The 20,311-nt window shown below is 63.2% G+C and carries 16 protein-coding genes and 1 pseudogene; 3 read left to right on the top strand and 14 right to left on the bottom strand.

Annotation, left to right across the window (positions count from 1 at the left end; translation table 11 throughout):
* Window positions 1-44 precede the first annotated feature (44 nt).
* From CAF92_RS01895 to CAF92_RS01870, 6 genes are all read right to left on the bottom strand, one after another.
* Window positions 45-1,232: an HlyD family efflux transporter periplasmic adaptor subunit gene (locus tag CAF92_RS01895; RefSeq protein WP_085598810.1), complete on the bottom strand. Its 1,188-nt coding sequence runs from the start codon at window positions 1,230-1,232 to the stop codon at window positions 45-47.
* Complete coding sequence (locus CAF92_RS01890; protein ID WP_085598808.1) at window positions 1,222-3,384, bottom strand: type I secretion system permease/ATPase; 2,163 nt, start codon at window positions 3,382-3,384, stop codon at window positions 1,222-1,224. The genes CAF92_RS01895 and CAF92_RS01890 overlap by 11 nt, the downstream gene beginning before the upstream one ends.
* A complete protein-coding gene (locus tag CAF92_RS01885) occupies window positions 3,374-4,645 on the bottom strand; it encodes a TolC family protein (RefSeq protein WP_085598806.1) in 1,272 nt (423 codons plus the stop codon). The genes CAF92_RS01890 and CAF92_RS01885 overlap by 11 nt, the downstream gene beginning before the upstream one ends.
* Window positions 4,645-12,297, bottom strand: a complete 7,653-nt coding sequence (locus tag CAF92_RS01880) for an Ig-like domain-containing protein (RefSeq protein ID WP_085598804.1) — start codon at window positions 12,295-12,297, stop codon at window positions 4,645-4,647. The genes CAF92_RS01885 and CAF92_RS01880 overlap by 1 nt, the downstream gene beginning before the upstream one ends.
* A 409-nt stretch (window positions 12,298-12,706) precedes the next feature.
* Window positions 12,707-13,018 carry a hypothetical protein gene (locus CAF92_RS01875; protein ID WP_046617246.1) on the bottom strand — a complete coding sequence of 104 codons (312 nt, stop codon included), beginning with the start codon at window positions 13,016-13,018 and terminating at the stop codon, window positions 12,707-12,709.
* A 130-nt stretch (window positions 13,019-13,148) separates the two neighbouring features.
* The gene (locus CAF92_RS01870) at window positions 13,149-13,481 is read right to left on the bottom strand and encodes a hypothetical protein (RefSeq protein WP_085598802.1); all 333 of its coding nucleotides are present in this window, start codon (window positions 13,479-13,481) and stop codon (window positions 13,149-13,151) included.
* 569 nt (window positions 13,482-14,050) lie between these two features.
* On the opposite strand from CAF92_RS01870, the gene CAF92_RS01865 reads away from it, so the two are divergent.
* Window positions 14,051-14,716 carry an SOS response-associated peptidase gene (locus CAF92_RS01865; protein ID WP_085598801.1) on the top strand — a complete coding sequence of 222 codons (666 nt, stop codon included), beginning with the start codon at window positions 14,051-14,053 and terminating at the stop codon, window positions 14,714-14,716.
* A 78-nt stretch (window positions 14,717-14,794) separates the two neighbouring features.
* Window positions 14,795-15,009 (top strand): annotated as a pseudogene (locus tag CAF92_RS27570) (site-specific integrase); the annotation flags it as partial.
* Between the two features lie 413 nt (window positions 15,010-15,422).
* Here the strand turns inward: CAF92_RS27570 and CAF92_RS01850 are convergent.
* Together CAF92_RS01850 and CAF92_RS01845 are read right to left on the bottom strand one after the other, a co-directional pair.
* Window positions 15,423-16,697 (bottom strand): Y-family DNA polymerase, encoded by a 1,275-nt coding sequence (locus CAF92_RS01850; RefSeq protein ID WP_085598797.1) that lies wholly within the window; start codon window positions 16,695-16,697, stop codon window positions 15,423-15,425.
* Complete coding sequence (locus CAF92_RS01845) at window positions 16,687-17,115, bottom strand: LexA family transcriptional regulator (protein WP_061305543.1); 429 nt, start codon at window positions 17,113-17,115, stop codon at window positions 16,687-16,689. The genes CAF92_RS01850 and CAF92_RS01845 overlap by 11 nt, the downstream gene beginning before the upstream one ends.
* A 103-nt stretch (window positions 17,116-17,218) precedes the next feature.
* On the opposite strand from CAF92_RS01845, the gene CAF92_RS01840 reads away from it, so the two are divergent.
* Window positions 17,219-17,938 carry an SOS response-associated peptidase family protein gene (locus CAF92_RS01840; RefSeq protein WP_085598795.1) on the top strand — a complete coding sequence of 240 codons (720 nt, stop codon included), beginning with the start codon at window positions 17,219-17,221 and terminating at the stop codon, window positions 17,936-17,938.
* Here CAF92_RS01840 and CAF92_RS27565 read toward each other — a convergent pair.
* The 6 genes from CAF92_RS27565 to CAF92_RS01810 all read right to left on the bottom strand — a co-directional run bounded on the left by CAF92_RS27565 (window position 17,901) and on the right by CAF92_RS01810 (window position 20,302).
* Entirely contained in the window at window positions 17,901-18,107 is a 207-nt protein-coding gene (locus tag CAF92_RS27565; protein ID WP_085598793.1) for a hypothetical protein, read from the bottom strand. The genes CAF92_RS01840 and CAF92_RS27565 overlap by 38 nt on opposite strands.
* Window positions 18,108-18,131: 24 nt before the next feature.
* Window positions 18,132-18,341 (bottom strand): hypothetical protein, encoded by a 210-nt coding sequence (locus tag CAF92_RS01830; RefSeq protein WP_019097712.1) that lies wholly within the window; start codon window positions 18,339-18,341, stop codon window positions 18,132-18,134.
* Window positions 18,342-18,512: 171 nt separating this feature from the next.
* Window positions 18,513-18,962, bottom strand: a complete 450-nt coding sequence (locus tag CAF92_RS01825) for a carboxymuconolactone decarboxylase family protein (protein ID WP_019097713.1) — start codon at window positions 18,960-18,962, stop codon at window positions 18,513-18,515.
* Between the two features lie 142 nt (window positions 18,963-19,104).
* On the bottom strand, window positions 19,105-19,644 hold the full coding sequence (locus tag CAF92_RS01820; RefSeq protein ID WP_085598791.1) for a DUF2514 family protein: 540 nt from the start codon (window positions 19,642-19,644) through the stop codon (window positions 19,105-19,107).
* A complete protein-coding gene (locus CAF92_RS01815; protein WP_046615167.1) occupies window positions 19,641-20,087 on the bottom strand; it encodes a structural protein P5 in 447 nt (148 codons plus the stop codon). The genes CAF92_RS01820 and CAF92_RS01815 overlap by 4 nt, the downstream gene beginning before the upstream one ends.
* Window positions 20,084-20,302, bottom strand: a complete 219-nt coding sequence (locus CAF92_RS01810; RefSeq protein WP_046615166.1) for a hypothetical protein — start codon at window positions 20,300-20,302, stop codon at window positions 20,084-20,086. Before CAF92_RS01810 ends, CAF92_RS01815 begins: the two co-directional genes overlap by 4 nt.
* Between the last annotated feature and the right edge of the window lie 9 nt (window positions 20,303-20,311).

The following is a 20,311-nucleotide window of genomic DNA, read 5'->3' as shown; positions in this document are numbered from 1 at the left end:
CAGGTTTGCTGGGATGCTGCAATTCCCGTTCCTGATGCCCCGGCTCAGTAGAGACGGGCCTTGATCAGCGGGCGCAGCAAGTAATTGAGCACGCTGCGCTTGCCACTGAGAATATCCACTTCGGCAACCATGCCGGGGATGATCGGCAGCACCTCCTCACCGCGCTTGAGCTGGCTGCCGTCAGTGCGGATCAGCACCTGGTAGTACGACTCCTTGCCGTGAGGCGTGTCCTCCTCGATGGTGTCGGCGCTGATCTGCTCCAGGGTGCCCTTGAGGTCGCCATAGATGCTGAAGTCATAGGCGGTAATCTTCACCTTGGCCGGCATGCCCGGCACCAGGAAGGCCACGTCGCGCGGCTTGATCCTGGCTTCTACCAGCAGGCGGTCCTCTACCGGAATCACTTCCATGATCGCCTCGCCGGGCTGGATCACCCCGCCACGGGTATTGATCAACACGGTGTTGACCCGCCCACGCACCGGCGAAACGATCCCGGTGCGGCGCAGCTGGTCCTGGCGCTGCTGGACAATCGGCTCCAGGGCACTGAGGTCGGCCTTGCGCTGTGAGCGCTCGGTGTAGGCGTCCTGGAAGTAGCTGCTCTTCAGCTCGGTCAGCTTGCCGTTGAGGGTAGCGATGTCCTGGCTCAGCCGCAGCGCCTCCATCTGGCTCACCGCACGCTTGGCTACCAGCGGGCGGACCAGGTCGAGCTGGCTCTGGGCCAGGCTGATCTGCCGCTGGATTGCCTGGCTACCTTCGAGCAGTTTGTCCCGCCGCGACTTGAACAACTCGCGCTCGGAACGCGCCAGCGGCCCTTGCGGGTCGATGTCTGGCGGGAACTCGATGGCCGCCTTGCCCAGTACCTCGGCGTCCAGCCGGGCAATGGCCGCCCGCAGCACGCCGGCCTGGTTGGCCGACTCCTGGAAATTGGTCAGAAAGCGTGTCTCGTCCAGGCGCAGAAGCGGCTGGCCAACCTCCACCAGGTCGCCCTCCTGCACCAGCAGGCGGTCGAGAATGCCCCCTTCCAGGCTCTGGATCTTCTGGATGCGGCTGAACGGCACCACACGCCCGTCGCCGCGCGTCACTTCATCGAGCTCGGCCCAGGCGGCCCAGGCGACGAACAGCAGGACGCTGCCGAGCAGGGTCCAGAGCAGCGGGCGATACACCGGGTGAGTGGTTGCCAGCAAGGGGTCGGCCAGTTGCCGACGCAACACTACAGAACTATTTTCAGCTGCCATGGCCGGCTCCTTCGGCGACCTGTGGCGCCTGCACCTGGTTGCCCAGCACTACCTGGTTCAGCGGGCCGTCCATGATCACCTGGCCGTTGCGCAGCACCACTGCACGGTCCACCAGGGCCAAGACGCTTTTCTTGTGGGTGGTGATGATCAAGGTTCGCCGGCCCAGCCATTTCTGCAGGTAGTCGATGACCTGTTTCTCGCTGTTCTGGTCGAAGGCTGCGGTCGGCTCGTCGAGCAGCAGGATAGGCGGGTCCTGCAGCAGTACCCGGGCCAACCCCACCGCCTGGCGCTGGCCGCCGGAGAGGCTGGCGTTGCCCTGGATCGGCATGTCCAGCCCCAGCGGGTGGGAGCGTACGAAAGTACCCAGCCCCACGCCATCGAGGGCCTCCAGCAATTCCTCGTCGCCCAGCGCGGCATTCGCCAGGTTGAGGTTTTCCCGCAGGCTGCCGTGGAACAGCGCCACATCCTGCGGCAAGTAACCGATACCACGCTGGCGGTCGGCCGGGTCGAGCTGGCTCAAAGCGATGTCGTCCAGCAGCAGCCGGCCGGATTGCGCGTCGAGCAGGCCACTGAGCAGCCGCAGCAGGGTCGACTTGCCGGCGCCGTTGCCGCCGAGCAGCGCCACCCGCTCGCCGGCCTGGATGTTCAACGCATGCACATCGACCACCGGTGGGCTGTCGCCATGGGCCAGGCGCAGCGCCTCCAGGCGGTAATGCCCGTGCAGCCGGTCGCGGTGCACGAAGCGCTTGCCGGCGGGCCGCTCCTGCTCGGCGGACATCAGCTGGTCGAGGCCCTCCAGGGCCACCTTGGTATGTTGCCAACGGCCAAGGATGGCGGCAGCCTGGGACAGCGGAGCGATGGCCCGCGAGGCCAGGATTGAACAGGCCACCAGGGCGCCGACGGTCATCGCGCCGTCGCTAATCCGGTAGACGCCGAACACCACCACCCCGACGTAGCACAACTGCTGGACGATGCTCGCCGAATAGCTGAGGGTCGAGGCCAGGGCGTGGGTCTTCATTGCGGTACCGGCCAGTTCCCCGGTGAGCATCTCCCACTGCTGGCGGCAGCGGCCCTCGGCACGCGCGGCCTTGACCGTCTCAAGGTGTTCGAAGGCTTCCAGCAGCACGCTGTTCTTCATCGCACCCTCGCGCAGGTTCTGCCGTGACAGGTGCCCCAGCAGGCGCTGGGTCAGCAGCCCCGGCAGCAGCATCAACACACAGGCCACCAGCGGCACCCAGACCACATGGCCACCGATCACGGCAATGATCAACAGGAAGATCGCCACGAACGGCAGGTCGCTGATCAGTGCGGCGCTGGAGGAAGTGAAGAACTCGCGGACCGACTCGAACTCACGCACCTGGGTACTGAACGCTCCCATCGACGCCGGCTTGGCGGCGATCCGGGTGCTGAGCACGCGCCCGAACAGCAGGCTCGACAACTGCAGGTCCAGGCGCTTGCCAAGTACGTTCAGCAGGTGCCCGCGAAGAATCCGCAGTACCCCGTCGACGATGATCGCCAGGGCCACGCCGCTGGCAAGTATCCATAGGGTATCGAAAGCCGCGTTGGGCACCACACGGTCGTAAACCTGCATGGCGAACAGCGCCGAGGCGACAGCCAGGACGTTGGCCACCAGGGCGGCCGCCGTGACTTCGGCATAGGAGCGCCAGAGCCGCTTGAGCGGCCCGAAGAACCAGTGCTCCGGCAGGCCGCTGGCGTAGTCGCCCACCCGCCCATCGGGGCGGTAGCGGCACTTGGCGAACACCGCCGAGCCGCTGTAAAGCGCCTCCAGAGCAGGCAGCGTCATGCACTCGCGGCCGCCGTCGCTGTGCGGTACCAGTACCTCATACTGCTCACCCTCTACGCCAACCAGCAGCAGGCTGCGGCCATCGCCGAGCAACAGCAGGGCCGGCAGCAGGTAGGCATCCATTTGCCGCAACGGCAGCTCCGCGACCCTGGCGGTGATGTCGGCGCGGCGCAGGGCGCGGGAGACCAGGCGCAGCGGCAGGCGTCCGTGCTCCAGCGCAAGGCCGTCGACCAGCTCGGCATCGCCCAGCGGCCGGCCCAGTTGTCGGCACAGCAGCAGCAGGCCCTGGCGCAGCGGGTCGTCGTGGTTCAGGCTCACAACATTGTCCGGGGATTGTTCAACTTCCATGATTCAACCGGTTCTCCAGTAGTGCCCCCAACAGCCCGACCTGCGCGGCCGCCCGGTACTCGATGCGCTTGCGCTCGATATGCAGATTGATCAATTGCCGCTCGGCCTCGAAGCGCTCGCGCTGCACATTGAGCAAGTCGATCACATCGCGCCGGCCAACCTCGAATTGCTCGCGGTACAGCTCGCCAACCTGCTCCGACTCCGTCACCTGCTGGCTCAGCGACTGTTCCCGCCAGCGCAACGTGTCACCGTTGTCGAACAGCGTCTGCAGCTGCCGGCGGATGTCGCGCTGCATCGCATCGGCCGTCCATCGCGCCGACTCCAGTCGCTGTTGCGCAGCAGTCGGCCGACGGAAGTTGGAAAGCCCCTGGAAGGTGTCCATGCGAAAGCGCAGCGACATCACCGAGTCGCTTTCCGGGCGACCGCCGATCTCCCGGCGCAACGCGGAGGCCTCCAGGTTCAACTGCGGCAGCAACGAAGCCTTGGCCTCGCGGACTTGCGCCTCGGCAACATTGGCGTCCTCCAACGCCTTGCGCTGCAACGGCGACTCGCGGATCACCCGCGTCATGTCGCTGGCAGCCAGGTAGCGCTGCAGCGACATCGGCTCGGGCTCCACCAGCTCGGAGGGGTCCTGGCCAACCAGGATCGCGTACTGGTTGCGCGCGTCCTGCAGGTTGCCCTTCTCCAGCGACAGCTGTTCCTGGGCACGCGCCAGTTCGAGGTTGGCGCGGTCCAGTTCGCTGCGGTCGGCGTAACCGTCGTTACCGCGTGCCTGGGTCATCTCGCGGATGCCGTCCAGCCGCTGGATGTGCTGGCGTACCGTCTCCACCCGGCGTTCCGAGGCAAGCACGTCGAGGTAGGTTTCGACTATATCCAGCGCCGCATCGTCGCGCGCCACCAGCACCGCCTCGGACAGCTTGCGCTGGGTGGCGCTGGCGCTGTCGACCTTGCTCGTCACCCGTCCCCAGTCATACAGCATCTGCGATACGGTGACGTCGTAGACGACCTCGCCGACGTCGAACTCCTGCGGCCCCCCGGACATGGTGACAGAGGGGTAATAGCCGCCCTTGGCGATCTCAACCTCGGTGCCCGCCCGGTCCGCCTCGGCCATCGCCGAACGCACCTGCGGGTGGATCGCCAACCCTGCCCGCACCGCCTGGTCGAGCGGGATGGCCGGGGCGGACAACGGCAGCCCGAGGCACAGAAGCCACAGGGCTCCCGCGCCACGGCGCCTCCCCTTGAGCACGGACAAGCCGCGCATCAGACCACGACCTGTACCGTGTTGTCCTCGATCAGCAGGGTACTGCTGCCAAAGTTGTAGACATCGTAGGTAATGCCGTTGAGCTGCTGCGTGGTCCCGGTGTTCACGGCACCCACCACGTTGAGGGTGTCGTTGCTCTCGCCGGTAATCTGCAGCACGTTGTTGGCATCGGTGATGGCGTCGACCTCCGCTGCGGTCAGGGTCAGCACGCTCCCCGAGTCGCCCTTGCCGAGATCGATACGCTCGATGTTGGAGAGCGTGCCGACGCCGACGGCGTTGTAGTCGAGGTCGATGCCGTCGGCCAGGACCAACGTGTCGAAGCCGGCGCCGCCGTCGATGCTGACGAAGTTGGTCGCGGTGATCTGGATGGCATCGTTGCCGTTGCCCGCCACCACGTGATCACCGGTCCCCACGTTGAAGATCAGGTCGTTGCCATCACCTCCATTGATGTGTTCCGAACTGCCGCTCGCCCCGGACATGACATCGTCCCCCGAGGTGCCGTTGACGTCGATCTGGCCGATATTCAGCGACAGCCCGTTGGGGGTCAGGGTGATGCCGTAGGCCGAGCTGTCGTTGCCATTGGTATCGGTGGCGACGATGTTGAACGAGATCTGCGAACCGAGGTTGAGGATATCGGTGATGTTCAGCCCCAGCTGGGTGAGGACGGTCGGGCTCAGCAGGTTCAGCGAGAAGTTGCCCGAGCTGTCCGCCTGGATCGGCAGCAGCTCGACGTTCAGCGCCGGGGTGATGACACGGATCACCACGCTGGAGTCCGGCTCGGTGGTACCGCTGAAACCGAACCGCGGGTTCAGCGGGTTGAGGCTGACATCGACACCGAAGTTACCGATGGTGACTGGCTGCTCGATGCTGCTGCCGACACCGATGGTTGCCACATTGCTCGGGTTGCCGGCCGGATCCTCGCCGGTGACCGAGACCTGGGCATTGAGCAACTGGTCCAGGGTAAGGTCGATGTCCAGGTCGGTGAGCAGGTTCAGCGAAGCCAGCCCGCTGTTGTCGGCAGTCACCGTGGCGGTGGCAGTGACGCCGCCGATGTCCACTTCGACCGTCAGTTCGGTTCCCGGATCGGTCGAGATGGTCAGGATGCTGCCCACCAGCGACAGCACCGGGGTCGCAGGCGGGATGGTGTCGACGGTGAACGGCACCGCGGTCGAGGCAGTACCGCCATTGATGTCCGCAGTGACGGTAGAAGCGCCCTCCGGGAACGGCCCCATGCCACTACCAGGGGGAATGGTCACGGTGACGCTGCCGGCCAGGATATCGCCAGCTGTGATGGTGTGCGTTGTCTGGGTCTCGTAGCCGTTCTGCCCGGCGAAGGCGACGGTGATAACCTGGCCTACCTGCATGGTCGGGCGGATCGTCACGTCGACCTGGATGCCATCGCTGATCTCGGCAGCGTTGATCCAGGTATCGGCTGCCTCCGGCACGCTGATGGTCGGCGGTGCCAGGTCCGGCGCGTTGATCGTCGCCGGGCCGCTGAGGTTGCCGGCAGCGTCGGCGGTGACCCCGCTGATCAACTCGCCGGTGATCAGGGGTGGTGCCAACGGCAGGCTGAAGTTGCCGCTGCCGTCGACATTCACCGTGATCGGGTTGGCGGTATCGCCGTCGATCACGAGGCGCACCTGGCTGTTCGGCTCGGCGGTACCGGTCAGCAGCGCACCGTCGGCACTGATGCTCAGCAGCGGCGCCGACGGCGCCACCGTGTCGACCGTGGTACTGGCCGGGCCACTGGTATTGCCGGCGGCGTCCTCGGCCACTGCGGTGACCACGGTGCCATTGGCCAGCGGCGTGGCCGGGGTGAAGCTCCAGTCGCCACTGCCGTCGGCGGTCGTCTCGCCGATCGGGTTGCCGCTACCGTCGGTGAGGATGACGGTGGCGCCAGGCTCAGCGGTACCCGTGAGCACTACACCATTGCTCGGCTCGATAGTCGGTGCGGTCGGGGCGATGGCATCGACGGTGGCGCTGGTCGGCCCGCTGGTATTGCCGGCAGCGTCCTGGGCGACGGCATTGATGACTGTGCCGTTGGCCAGCGGTGTACCAGGCGTGAACGACCAGTTGCCACTGCCATCGGCCGTGGTCTGGCCGATTGGGTTGCCGCTGCCATCGGTGAGGATCACCCTGGCGCCGGCTTCAGCGGTACCACTGATCTCGGTACCGTTGCTCGGCTCGATCGTCGGCTGGCCAGGGGCTACCGCATCCACCGTGGTGCTGACTTGTGGGGTGCTGGTGTTGCCAGCGGCGTCCAGGGCCACGGCATTGATGACCGTGCCATTGACCAGCGGCGTACCGGGCGTGAACGACCAGTTGCCGCTGCCGTCGGCAGTCGTCTGGCCGATCGGGTTGCCGCTGCCGTCGGTGAGGATCACCCTGGCCCCGGCCTCAGCGGTACCACTGATCACCACCCCGTTGCTCGGGTTGATGACCGGTGCGGCCGGCGCGACGGCGTCAACGGTGGCGCTGGTCGGCCCGCTGGTGTTGCCGGACGGGTCCTGGGCCACGGCGTTGATCACCGTGCCGTTGCCCAGCGCAGGCGAAGGCGTGAAGGCCCAGTTGCCACTGCCATCGGCGGTCGTCTGGCCGATCGGGTTGCCGCTACCGTCGGTAAGGATTACCTCGGCTCCGGCTTCGGCGGTACCACTGATCACCACCCCATTGCTCGGGTTGATGATCGGTGCGGCCGGCGCGATGGCGTCAACGGTGACGCTGGCCGGCCCGCTGGTATTGCCGGCCGGGTCCTGGGCGACGGCATTGATGACTGTGCCGTTGGCCAGCGGTGTACCAGGCGTGAACGACCAGTTGCCGCTGCCATCGGCGGTAGTCTGCCCTATCGGGTTGCCGACGCCGTCGGTGAGGATGACAGTTGCGCCGGCTTCGGCAGTACCACTGATTTCCGTGCCATTGCTCGGCTCGACCACCGGCGCGGCCGGTGCCACGCCGTCCACGGTAATGACCGCTGGCGCACTATCGATCCCTCCGGGGTTGCGCGCCACCGCGTTGACCACGGTGCCATCGGGCAGCGGTACGCCAGGTGTGAACGACCAGTTACCGCTGCCGTCGGCGGTGACCTGGCCGATCGGGTTGCCGTTGCCATCGGTGAGGATAATGGTGTTACCGGCATCAGCGGTACCGCTGATCACCGAGCCGTTACTCGGATCGACCTGCGGAATCGACGGCAGCGACGAGTCCACCGTGGTGCTACCTGGAGCACCAGTATTGCCGGCGGCATCGGTCGCCGTGGCGTTGACCACGGTGCCATCGGGCAGTTGTGTGCCTGGTGTGAATGTCCAGTTGCCGCTACCGTCAGTGGTGGCCTCGCCAATCGGATCACCATTGCCATCGGTGAGGGTCACGGTGCTGTTCGGTTCGGCAGTACCGTTGATCACGGCGCCGTTGCTCGGGTTCACCACTGGCGCGGCGGGTGCGATCGAATCCACCGTGGTGCTGCCCTGCGGGCCGGTGTTGCCGGCCGGGTCCTGGGCCACGGCATTGACCACCGTGCCGTTGGCCAGCGGTGTACCGGGAGTGAAGCTCCAGTCGCCGTTGCCGTCGGCGGTGGTTTCGCCGATGGGGTTGCCGCTGCCATCGGTCAGGATGACGGTGCTGCCCGGCTCTGCGGTGCCACTGATTTCGCTGCCGTTGCTTGGTTCGACCACTGGTGCGGCCGGGGCTACCGAGTCCACGGTGGTGGCGGCCTGCGGACCGGTGTTGCCGGTCGGGTCGGTTGCCGTGGCGATGATTACGGTACCGTTGGCCAGCGGTGTACCGGGGGTGAAACTCCAGTTGCCACTGCCGTCGGCGGTGACTTGGGCGATCGGGTTGCCGCCGAGGTCAGTCAGGGTGACGGTGGCGCCCGCTTCGGCAGTACCGCTGATGGTCACGCCGTTGGTTGGATTGATTACCGGAGCAGCCGGCGCACTGGAGTCGACGGTGACCGTCGCTGCCGGGCTGGTGTTGCCAGCCGGGTCGCTCGCCGTGGCATTGACTACGGTGCCATTGGGCAGCGGCGTGGCTGGGGTGAATGTCCAGTTGCCGCTGCCGTCGGCGGTGACTTCACCAATCGGATTACCGCTGCCGTCGGTGAGGGTCACTGTGCTGTTCGGCTCGGCGGTGCCGCTAAGACTGCTGCCGTTGCTGAGATTGATGGTAGGTACGCCCGGGGCCACGCCGTCCACGGTGGTGCTGGTCGGCCCGCTGGTATTGCCGGCCGGGTCGGTCGCCGTGGCGTTTATCACGGTTCCGTCGGCCAGCGGCGTACCGGGAGTGAAGCTCCAGTCGCCGCTGCCGTCGGCAGTGGTCTGGCCGATCGGGTTGCCGCTGCCATCGGTCAGGGTGATGGTGCTGCCAGGCTCGGCGGTACCGCTGATTTCGCTGCCGTTGCTCAGTTCGACCACTGGTGCGGCCGGGGCTACCGAGTCCACCGTGGTGGCGGCCTGCGGACCGGTGTTGCCGGTCGGGTCGGTTGCCGTGGCGATGATTACAGTACCGTTGGCCAACGGTGTACCGGGAGCGAAACTCCAGTTGCCGCTGCCATCGGCGGTGACCTGGCCGATCGGGTTGCCGCCGGCATCGGTCAGGGTGACGGTGCTGCCGGGTTCGGCGGTACCGCTGATCGTGGTGCCATTGGTTGCATTGATTGCCGGTGCAGCCGGCGCGCTGGAATCGACGGTGACCGTCGCTGCCGGACTGGTGTTGCCGGCCGGGTCGCTCGCCGTGGCATTGACCACGGTGCCATTGGGCAGCGGCGTGGCTGGGGTGAATGTCCAGTTGCCGCTGCCGTCGGCGGTCACCTCGCCAATGGGGTTACCGCTGCCGTCGGTGAGGGTCACGGTGCTGTTCGGCTCGGCGGTGCCGCTGAGGCTGCTGCCGTTGCTGAGGTCGATGGTGGGCACGCCCGGGGCCACGCCATCCACGGTGGTGCTGCCCTGCCCGCTGGTATTGCCGGCCGGGTCGGTCGCCGTGGCATTGACCACGGTGCCATCCGGTAACGGTGTGCCTGGCGTGAACGACCAGTTGCCGCTACCGTCGGCGGTGGTCTGGCCGATCGGGTTGCCGCTGCCGTCGGTCAGGGTAATGGTGCTGCCAGGCTCGGCGGTACCGCTGATTTCGCTGCCGTTGCTTGGTTCGACCACTGGTGCGGCCGGGGCTACCGAGTCCACTGTGGTGGTCGATGGAGCGCTGGTATTGCCGGTCACGTCGGTCGCGGTGGCGATGATTACGGTACCGTTGGCCAGCGGTGTACCAGGAGCGAAACTCCAGTTGCCGCTGCCATCGGCGGTGACCTGGCCGATCGGGTTGCCGCCGGCATCGGTCAGGGTGACGGTGCTGCCGGGTTCGGCGGTACCGCTGATCGTGGTGCCATTGGTTGCATTGATTGCCGGTGCAGCCGGCGCGCTGGAATCGACGGTGACCGTCGCTGCCGGACTGGTGTTGCCGGCCGGGTCGCTCGCCGTGGCATTGACCACGGTGCCATTGGGCAGCGGCGTGGCTGGGGTGAATGTCCAGTTGCCGCTGCCGTCGGCGGTCACCTCGCCAATGGGGTTACCGCTGCCGTCGGTGAGGGTCACGGTGCTGTTCGGCTCGGCGGTGCCGCTGAGGCTGCTGCCGTTGCTGAGGTCGATGGTGGGCACGCCCGGGGCCACGCCATCCACGGTGGTGCTGCCCTGCCCGCTGGTATTGCCGGCCGGGTCGGTCGCCGTGGCATTGACCACGGTGCCATCCGGTAACGGTGTGCCTGGCGTGAACGACCAGTTGCCGCTACCGTCGGCGGTGGTCTGGCCGATCGGGTTGCCGCTGCCGTCGGTCAGGGTAATGGTGCTGCCAGGCTCGGCGGTACCGCTGATTTCGCTGCCGTTGCTTGGTTCGACCACTGGTGCGGCCGGGGCTACCGAGTCCACTGTGGTGGTCGATGGAGCGCTGGTATTGCCGGTCGCGTCGGTCGCGGTGGCGTTCACCACGGTGCCGTTGGGTAACGGGCTGCCCGGTGTGAAACTCCAGTTGCCACTACCGTCGGCGGTGACCTGGCCGATCGGGTTGCCGCCGGCATCGGTCAGGGTGACGGTGCTGCCCGGTTCGGCGGTACCACTGATCGTGGTGCCATTGCTAGGGTTGACCACTGGTGCAGCCGGGGCCTGCGCATCCACAGTCGTGCTCGTCGGAGCGCTGGTGTTGCCCGCTGCATCCTGGGCCACCACGTTGATCACGGTACCGTCAGGCAACGGTGTGGTGGGTGTGTAGCTCCAGTTGCCACTGCCATCGGCTGTCACCTGGCCGATCGGGTTACCGCTGCCATCAGTGAGGGTTACGGTGCTGTTCGGCTCGGCGGTGCCGCTGAGGGTGCTGCCGTCGCTCAGATTGATGGTGGGAGCGCCCGGCGCCACGCCATCCACGGTGGTGCTGCCCTGCGCGCTGGTATTGCCAGCCGCATCCTGGGCCACCGCGTTGACCACGGTACCATCGGGCAGCGGTGTCGCGGGGGTGTAGCTCCAGTTGCCGTTGCCATCGGCCGTCACCTGGCCGATCGGGTTACCGCTGCCATCAGTGAGGGTCACGGTGCTGTTCGGCTCGGCGGTACCGCTGAGTTCGGAACCATTGCTCGGGTTGATCACGGGTGCCGCTGGCGCCACGCCGTCGACGATGATGCTGGCGGGCGGGCCGCTGTTACCGGCGGCATCCACTACCACTGCTTTGACCACGGTGCCATCGGGCAGTGGGCTATCGGGTGTGTACGACCAGTTGCCGTTGCCGTCGGCTGTAGTCTGGCCGATGGGGTTGCCGTCGCCGTCGGTGAGCACCACGGTGCTGCCAGGCGCGGCCGTGCCGCTTAGGCTGGAGCCGTTGCTCGGGTTGATCTGGGGCGCATCGGGGAAGTCAGGGGCCTGCACGGTCGCGGGCGGGCTGCTGTTGCCGGCAGGATCGGTCACCACCACGGTAACCGTTTCGCCGTTGGTCAGTGGCGGATTCAGCGGGATCTGGAATTTGCCATCGGGGCCGACCACCACGCTGATGTCGGTTTGCCCGTCGCCGTTGCTGTCGATGCCCACGGTGGCGCCCGGCTCGGCCGTACCGCTGATGCTGCTGCCATCCGGGGCAATCTGCAGTCCGCTGGCCGGCGCTGGGGCCGTGGTGTCAGGCGGCACACTGCCGTCACTGCCACCACCACCACCACCACCACCACCGCCACCGTTGCTGTTGGCGATAGCGACGCCGCCGCCAATGATCGCGGCACCAGCCAAAAGTGCACCACCGGGGCTGAGCCCGGCAATGGTACCGTCGTTGCCAGTGAGCGACTCGAACCCGGCCAGCGTGTCCTGGGGCACATAACCCGCCACCAGCGGCCCATCGGCAGCGACGGGTGGCAGGTCGACGGCAAGCAGTTTGTCCCGGTCTACCAGGTACAACTGGCTTACAGGCTGCCCCTCGACATAGAAGTTGGCAATGCGCAGGCTTTCGCCAGACTTCAGTTGCACGATCAGATCGGCCCCACTTTTCGTGTAGCCCGCCACACTTTCCGGAGCGATATCCAGAACAATGTTACTGCTCTGAGTAAGCGTCAGGATTCCATTGTCGGGGATTGCTATGGGGGCGGCAGAAGTAACACTTTGGGTGAGGGGGGACACCTTGGCCTGAATCGACATACCTGACAGTCCTTTTGTCAACAGCACGACCGGGCGATCGCACGCGTATATCCAGAAATAGCACGCCCCACATAAAATTCCAGAGGGTTTAAAATATTTCAGGAAGGTCTGTTGCGATGCGCCTCACCACCAAGGCTTGCAACAACCGACTTGAACTAATACTTTTGAATTAGCCCCTTACTCACTGCAGAATGGCGTAAGTAAAAGTTGGTCATAAGAGGAAGGTATTAGTTGAAAAGTAGCTGCGCCAACATCTTGATAAATGCGAAAAAATCGTATTTATTCCAAGCTCTGACGAAAGGTTAAACTTTAGCCTGGGCATGTAAGCCCGCCAACAAGGCGGCTTATCGAGCAACATGAGACATGTCGGCCGCTCAGTCTGGCCTTGAGCGACTCGTTCAGCGGTTTCCTAGTTGAACTTGAGCTTGGCTACCTTGCTCAGTGCCCAGCCACTGAACACGTAGAACGCATCCAGGTAGAAGCGGCCTTCGTAGTTGGGTAGCGGTTCACGATTCAACAACAGCTCGGGCATGTCGGGCGACGGGGGAAACAGCGCATAAAAGCCGTTGGGCAACACCGCCAGCGCGATGAGCAGCAGGTAGGTCACGGTCCGCAGCATGGTGCCGCGGTTATCGGATTGCTCGGCCCATTTCAGGCCGAACCAGGCGATCAGGCCGGCAACCGGCAACACCCAGAAATGCGTCGGCATTCCAATGAACATTTCAGCGACTACGCTTCTTGCTTCCAACCTGGTTTTCTCCATTCAAATGAGCGGATTATTGCGGCTGGGGTCGGCAAATGCAAAAAGCCCGCTCTCGAGGGCGGGCTTTTTGTTCTCGAGGGTCAGTTGATCATGCTTTTGAACACATCAGCGCGGCGTCCAGCAGCCTGCCATGGTCGTACCAGGCATCACGTTGATACGCCGCGAACTGGCGCTGGGTACCCGTGCCCCGCACCTCGACCAGGCCACCCGCCTTGTCGGGGTCGGTGCTATCGACGAACAGCCTGACCGCGTTATCGCCATCGACCTGATAGGTTTTCACATTTCCTTGAAGTTCGCCTTTTACGCATCCCAGGTACGCCGGCGTACTTCTTTCCGTGGCCCCGGCCGCATAGCCATGGCCCGCACGCACATCGGGGTCATGTGCACAGCCCGCCATGAACAGTGTGGCGAAGGTGGACATCAGTATTGCACCTGCTACCGACCTTGAAGTCTTCACGCGACACGCTCCTGCCGCCCCATCGAGTAACTTGGGAAAGTGTTGCCAAGCCGCATGCACCTTTTTCGTTTTTGTCAGCCCATGTTACTGCTCGACGTCAGCCAGGCCATATGATTGTTTGCTATATCGGTTTCAAGGCGGCTTTCACCACGAAGATACTTTCGCCGTATGGCCATGAACCCGCCAGCGCGCGAACAATACCCGCCCCAAAGCGGATTTTCGTTGCGTTGTTGCCCCGATTACGGGGAAGACTGAGCCCACAATCGGGGGTCAGGCAATGGCCTTCAGGAACACCAGTGTCGCCACAAGATCCAGGAGCAGTACGGCAACCACAACGAAGACCATGTAATAGCGGTCATCCTGAGTCATTTTTGCGTTCTCCGAATGATCAATGCCTCAGGGTCAAAGCAATTGCTGTTCCAAAAACGTGACGCATCCGATCAGGGTCGTTTCTTCCATGCCCGGCGCCTCAGCAGCCATGTGCCTGAAGCACCATGCCCTGGCCTATGCTCAAGGTTTCGGAGGAAGCGAATATGTGCGGAAGGCTCAGCCAGTACCGTGGCATCCACGACTTCGTTGAAACCCTGAGCCTGCCAGAGGCCTGGCGGAACAACGTCGGCGACCAGCCACTTGGCCGGTACAACATCGCGCCGACCACGCCGGTGGCGGTACTGCGGACAGATGACACAGGCCCACGAGCGGACCTGGTGAGGTGGGGATGGCGACCACACTGGGCGAACGACCGCGCTGCGCCGATCAACGCGCGGGTCGAGAAGGTGGCCCATGGCCCATTCTTTCGGGCGATCTGGCCATACCGAGCCATCACCCCCATCGACGGCTGGTACGAATGGGTTGATGAAGGTGGGCCGAAGAAGCAGCCGTACTACATCCGCCGCCAGGATGGGGGCCCTGCACTTTGCGCCTCGATCGGCCAGTTCACCGGTACCGAGCACGACGGGTTCGTCATCATTACCGCCGACGCCCAGGGCGGAATGGTCGACGTTCACGACCGCCGGCCGGTCGTGTTGTCACCAGAACTGGCGTACGAATGGATCGCTGTAGCAATGCCGAGCGAGCACGCGGAACAACTGGTGCTCAACCTGGGTGAGCCGGCCGAAGCCTTCGAGTGGTACCGAGTGGATATCGCCGTGGGGAATGTGCGTAACCAGGGCGCCGAGCTGATAAACCCGCTTCGGTGAACGCAGGCAAATCTTTTCCGCACGTTGACAACCACCGAAGGCTGTTGATGGCGCCCTGCCCTCAACGGCCCGGTGATCAGATACCGCCCCCATATAACTGCCGTCGCACCTATGCGACAATATGCTCAATGTCTGGTCTCAACCCCGCATTTATCGCCCATCAGCTCGGGCATAGCGTGCAGATGCTCTTATCGACTCATGCGCGCTGGATTGACTCGTCCAACGACTGGCAGGTGATGGAAAAGCTCCTGACTGGTCCGAAATTGGTCCGACGCTGCGAAGAAGTCACGTAAGTTATTGATAGGTAAGCCTCTTGATCTCCACCGCTAACATCACCATGCGATTTCTTAGGGGTGTTCGGCGGTGATAAAGGGTTGATTTTGCTGGACTAAATGCCCCTCCAGTACCCTTCGATACCCCATCATTGGTATCAGAATTGGTATCGCACTCGGATGGCTATCGCTTCACTCAGCGCCTCGTCGCCCCCCCAGATCGACGCGCAGCGGGCCGCATGGTTGGTCATGCTCGAGCGCCCACAATCTCGCCGACTCGGCGAACTCCAGCATGTCAGCCAACTGGTCTGCGTCAACGTTACACCGCCGGTGGGCAGATACCGCCAATTCCGTAAGCACCGTGGCCCGGCCATCAGGATCTGCTATCAGTGCGTGCTGGTCATTGAGTTCGGCCAACCAGGCCGATGGCAAGCTCAACATTTAACCGTCCACAGCTGATCGATACGCGTTGTGTAGGATTGGCTCATCATCTCCCTCCTCATCCCCCAGTCCGGTGTCGCCGGCACGCTGCCGGCTCGCATCGTCCCCCTCCCCCAGCGCTCATTGATGTTATCCATCACCTGCATCAGCCGGTCACATGCCACCGATTGCTTGAGCGCGAACAAATCCTCTGAAAACTCACCTGGTTGCCGCAGGTCCATCAGCAGCACCTCGGCCTTGCTGTAGCGGAACCCAGGCCTGAAGATCCTCCCGACCGCATCGGTGGCCAGTCGAGTCATCAGCAGCGTGTCGCAGGTTGGGTAAGGAAGCTCCACCAGCGCACCCTGGGCGTGATGCGCCTCCTCCGGATTGAACATGCCTGTGCGGATGCTGACCCGCATGCGCTTGCACACTGACCCTTGAGCCCGCAGTTTCTCCGCAGCGCGGCCAACATAAGTGGCTACGGCCTGTTTGATCGGCGCCAGCTCGGTCAACCGCTTTCCGAACATCCGACTGCAGCAGATCTCCTGCTTCGGCGGTTCGGCCTCGTCAAGTTCAAGGCATGGTGTGCCAGCGAGCTCTCGGGCCGTCTTTTCAACCACAACGCTGAACTTCTGGCGAAGTGTCCAGGCGTCAGCTTTGGCCAGGTCCATGGCTGTGCAGATGCCCATCGCTTCAAGGTGAGCGGTCATACGCCGACCAATGCCCCATACTTCCTTCACCTCGGTATTGCGCAACACCCAATCGCGCTTGAACGGATCGGTGATGTCGACGACGCCACCTGTCTGCGCCAGCAGGCGCTTGGCGGTGTGATTGGCCAGTTTCGCAAGCGTCTTGGTTCCGGCGATCCCGACACCCACAGGAATCCCCGTGCACTGGAAGATCCTCGAGCGCAGCTTTCGTCCGAACTGGGTCAGGTTTTCCTGAATGCCGGAAAGGTCAGCGAAACACTCGTCGATGCTGTAGACCTCTGTTGCCGGCACCATCGATTCGATCAGCGTCATGACACGCTCGCTCATATCGCCATAGAGCGCATAGTTACTGCTGAAGGCCATGATGCCGTGTCGGCGCAGCTTTTCCTTCGCTTGGAAAAACGGCTCGCCCATCTTTACAAATGGCTTAGCGTCGTAGGATCTGGCAATCACGCAGCCGTCGTTGTTGCTCAACACGACGATTGGGGTCATGGCCAGGTCCGGCCGAAACACACGCTCGCAACTAGCGTAGAACGAGTTGCAATCAATCAGCGCAAACACCTGGTCACTGCGCATGGTCACGAACGCTGTAACGCACAACGCCCCATATCACGAGCTCGTCGCCTTCCATAATGTATCGCGGCGGATATGCCGGGTTTTCGGACTTCAAGATGACCACGCCATCGCGCCGGTGCAGGCGCTTGCAAACCGGCTCACTGTTAACCGCGGCAATCACTACATCGCCGTGTTCAGCCTCGCGGCCGCGATCGACGATGACGATATCACCGGAGTAGATCCCTGCCCCTTGCATGCTGTCGCCTTCGACTTTCACTAGATACACATGGGGCGCGCGGAGGTCGAATAACTCATCAAGGGAAATATGGCCTTCCAGGTGGTCCGCAGCAGGCGACGGGAATCCGGCCGGCACGCGAAACGAATACAGCGGAAGCGGTTCGGTACCGCCGGTTGGCGTACCCAAGAAAGTGATGGTCATAGTGGAAGGTCCGAAGCAAACTGTATGCATATACAGTAAATCCGGCATCAGCTGCTCGGTCAATCCTGGGCGATGAAAATTCTGACGGGCGAGAGGGGGAATTATGTGCGGACGGTACTCGATCTATGAGTCGATGGATCACTACCTGCGACAGCTATCGCTCGATCTGGTCGTAATCAATGGTTACGACCATGAACCGATCAGTCGCTTCAATGTGGCACCTTCTAGCCGCGTCGAGGTCATCCGCAGAGTAGACGAGGGGTTGAGCGTGGATAGGGTCAAGTGGGGATGGTCGCCTTTCTGGGCGAAGGGGAAACGCCCGGACCCGATCAATGCTCGGGCCGAGACGGTGGTGATGGGAAAATTCTTCAAGGCTCTGTGGCCGAACGGAAGGGCTTTGGCGCCGGCAAATGGCTGGTTCGAATGGGTTCCAGATCCAGCAGACCCGAAGCGAAAGCAGCCGTACTACATCACGAGCACCGATGGCGGACCTCTATTTTTTGCCGCACTCGCAGAAGTACATCAGGGTCTGGAGCCAGATGAGCGGGATGGATTTGTTGTCATCACAGCTGCTGCTGATCAAGGCCTGGTCGACATCCACGACAGAAAACCCCTGGTGCTCTCGCCTGAAACCGCTAAGGAATGGCTGGATCCAGCCACATCAGGCGAACGCTTGAAAGCCATTGTCGAGGTTGGATGCCGGCCGGCACAAGACTTCCGATGGTTTCCAGTTGGCAAGGCCGTGGGGAATGTTAAGAACCAAGGCCATGAGCTGATTGAGCCGGTCAGTGAACAGAACCGCCAGGGCGACCTAGAGCTCTAAGCTGGTAGTCGGTTACCGCCTGGAACTGCGATTCGGCAATTAGCCGCAGACGCTCCACCTCTTTCGCCGGCTCACCCGAAGCCTGGGCCTCGTGATAACGCTTCATAGCGTCCACGGCGTTGGTGTACATGGGATGGTCAGGGTAAAGGATCGGCGGCTTACACTTCATCGGGGTTCCATCCTAAGAAGGCCATCACTGAATGGTAGCCGGTGCCCGACCTGCTTGGATTAACTGGTAATCGATAACCGCTTGGTATAGCGAATCCGCCAATAGGCGTAGGCGCTCGACCTCTTCAGGCGGCGCGCCACCTGTTTCCGCATCACGATGGGCCCGGACCGCTTCCAGAGCTTTCAGTAGCAAGGGCTCACCAGCGAGCGCCATCCCTTCCAGCGTTCTTTTCACGGATTAATCCTTTGGTGGAAGTCAGTGCATTATAGGCCGCTTCGCCCCAGTGCCCGCTATTCAGTGGATCGAGGCGATGCGGCTACAATTGACCCTGACTTCACACCCCGATAAGGCGGAAAACCGAGCTCCACCTTGGCGACTTCCTTAGCAGGGTTAGGCGGTTGACAGCTACGCCTTCGCGGCAGGCTTGAGTCTGAACGTAACCCCCATCCTGTTGAAAGCGTTCATTGCAGCAATCGTGGCAGTCAAATCTACCAAGTCTCGCTCGTTGAAGACCGCGGAGGCGGCAGCGTAGGCCTCGTCCGAAACATGGGTTTCTCCCACATTGGTCACCTCTTCTGCCCACTTCAATGCAGCGCGCTCTAGATCAGAGAATAAGTGTTCCGCCTCATGCCAAACCGCGACTAGCAGCACCTTGTCAACTGACATGCGGCCTTTGATCAAGTCGCGAGAGTGAAGATCGATGCAGAACGCGCAACCATTGATCTGTGATACTCGAAGGAAGACCAGATGTATCAACTCCGGAGGTAGATTCGTTCCGGTGGTTACATAGTGGTGTAACCCGGTCAGCGCTTTTGCTGCACCGGGAGACTTTTCAAACCAATTCATACGAGTCATACATACTCCATAAGCGCTTTCGTAAACACAGACGCATTTTATTGCGTACGCGGCTCGGCTCATGGGTCCAATCCGCTGTAATTTCTGGGTTCCAATAGGTGGCTAGGGCGCTTTTCTGCCTCCCTGCTTCCCTGCTTCCTTGCTATGGAGAGAACTTTCCAAAACCGTCGATCACCGCCTCGCATGCCAGGCCGGCTATTCGGCTTCGCTCAAGCGCCGTCGCGAGGTCTCCCGCCATTCGGTCAGCTTCTTCAAGCAATCCCCCGAGCACCACGACGGCAGAGGTTCCTGCTTGGCGCTGCTGGGCAGCGATGGTGTCGCAGGTGGCTCGGTGACCGGCCCGCAGTCGGGCGATCTCACCGCGCAGCCCACCAGCAGCAGACTCAGCAGCATCGGCGCGGTCTTGGGCCAGTTCCAATTTATTACGCGCACTCTCACCCTCCTCGTCCGCCACGGCTTGGCGGCGCTGTTCTTCGGTTCTGGCCTGGGCAGCGGCGCGCCGGTCACGCTCGGCCACCTCAAGGCGGTAGTCGGCCAAGACCTTCTCGGACCGCGCAGTTTCCGCGCGCGCATCAGCCGCAGCCCCGTCAGCAACCACTACTCGGTACTGCTGGCTGCCGGCGACCAGTACCAAGGCGAGCAGCCACCAGCACCAGGCAGGTACCGCACCGAGCCGAATCACGCCAGCGCCCTCCGCACACCCTCGTCAATCACCTGATCCGGGTACGGGTTGCCGCCGTTCTCGTGCACGATGATGCCGAGCACCATGCCGCGCAGCGTGGCCGGGTCCTTGATGTTGATCGGGTCGGTGGGTCGCACACCGATGCGCTTGGCCACTGCTGCAGCGTAAGCCTGGGTGTCGTTCTCGCTGCTCGGCGCCCAGCGGCTGATGGTTTCCAGCACGGTATCTATTCCCTTCTCGCCCACTCCAGGCAGGCCGTCTTTGCCGCGGTAGTTGATAACCAGCTTGCCGAGGGCGCGGATGCCGTTCTCGGCCTGGTCGAACCTGGCGAAGCGCGGCTTGGCCACGCCCTCCTCTATGCCCAGCTGGCCTTGCCAGGCGTTCCGTGGGTTGAAATCGATGTTGCCGGGGTTATTGTTGCGTACACCGCGGGGAGTAGTCATTCAGTGACCTCCTGTACTGGTTGACCTGCAGCTTCCTCCACGGAGACGGTAACCTGAGCCTTGTAGCGCTTGAGCACCTGGGCAGTGCGGACGATCGCAGCTGGCTGCTCCTCCAGCAGTTTGCGGGCCGCGGCATCCGCTTCCTGTTCCGTGGCGTACTCGATCTGGTGGATCGGATCGAAGTTGTTACTGTTGTTGATGACGATGAACGGCATGGGTTTTCT

Origin of the sequence: Pseudomonas sp. B10(2017) (assembly GCF_002113295.1) — a bacterium.
GTDB classification, from domain to species: Bacteria; Pseudomonadota; Gammaproteobacteria; order Pseudomonadales; family Pseudomonadaceae; genus Aquipseudomonas; species Aquipseudomonas pudica.
The sequence above is the reverse complement of the archived record's forward strand: the minus strand, read 5'-3'. Positions and strand labels throughout refer to the sequence as shown.

Coding starts and splice junctions, on each gene's coding strand:
- CAF92_RS01810 (WP_046615166.1), bottom strand. CDS start 20,302: ATGCCGTTCATCGTCATCAACAACAGTAACAACTTCGATCCGATCCAC.
- CAF92_RS01815 (WP_046615167.1), bottom strand. CDS start 20,087: ATGACTACTCCCCGCGGTGTACGCAACAATAACCCCGGCAACATCGAT.
- CAF92_RS01845 (WP_061305543.1), bottom strand. CDS start 17,115: ATGACCATCACTTTCTTGGGTACGCCAACCGGCGGTACCGAACCGCTT.
- CAF92_RS01885 (WP_085598806.1), bottom strand. CDS start 4,645: ATGCGCGGCTTGTCCGTGCTCAAGGGGAGGCGCCGTGGCGCGGGAGCC.
- CAF92_RS01850 (WP_085598797.1), bottom strand. CDS start 16,697: ATGCGCAGTGACCAGGTGTTTGCGCTGATTGATTGCAACTCGTTCTAC.
- CAF92_RS01895 (WP_085598810.1), bottom strand. CDS start 1,232: ATGGCAGCTGAAAATAGTTCTGTAGTGTTGCGTCGGCAACTGGCCGAC.
- CAF92_RS01870 (WP_085598802.1), bottom strand. CDS start 13,481: ATGTCCACCTTCGCCACACTGTTCATGGCGGGCTGTGCACATGACCCC.
- CAF92_RS01890 (WP_085598808.1), bottom strand. CDS start 3,384: ATGGAAGTTGAACAATCCCCGGACAATGTTGTGAGCCTGAACCACGAC.
- CAF92_RS01865 (WP_085598801.1), top strand. CDS start 14,051: ATGTGCGGAAGGCTCAGCCAGTACCGTGGCATCCACGACTTCGTTGAA.
- CAF92_RS01840 (WP_085598795.1), top strand. CDS start 17,219: ATGTGCGGACGGTACTCGATCTATGAGTCGATGGATCACTACCTGCGA.
- CAF92_RS01825 (WP_019097713.1), bottom strand. CDS start 18,962: ATGACTCGTATGAATTGGTTTGAAAAGTCTCCCGGTGCAGCAAAAGCG.
- CAF92_RS01875 (WP_046617246.1), bottom strand. CDS start 13,018: ATGTTCATTGGAATGCCGACGCATTTCTGGGTGTTGCCGGTTGCCGGC.
- CAF92_RS27565 (WP_085598793.1), bottom strand. CDS start 18,107: ATGAAGTGTAAGCCGCCGATCCTTTACCCTGACCATCCCATGTACACC.
- CAF92_RS01880 (WP_085598804.1), bottom strand. CDS start 12,297: ATGTCGATTCAGGCCAAGGTGTCCCCCCTCACCCAAAGTGTTACTTCT.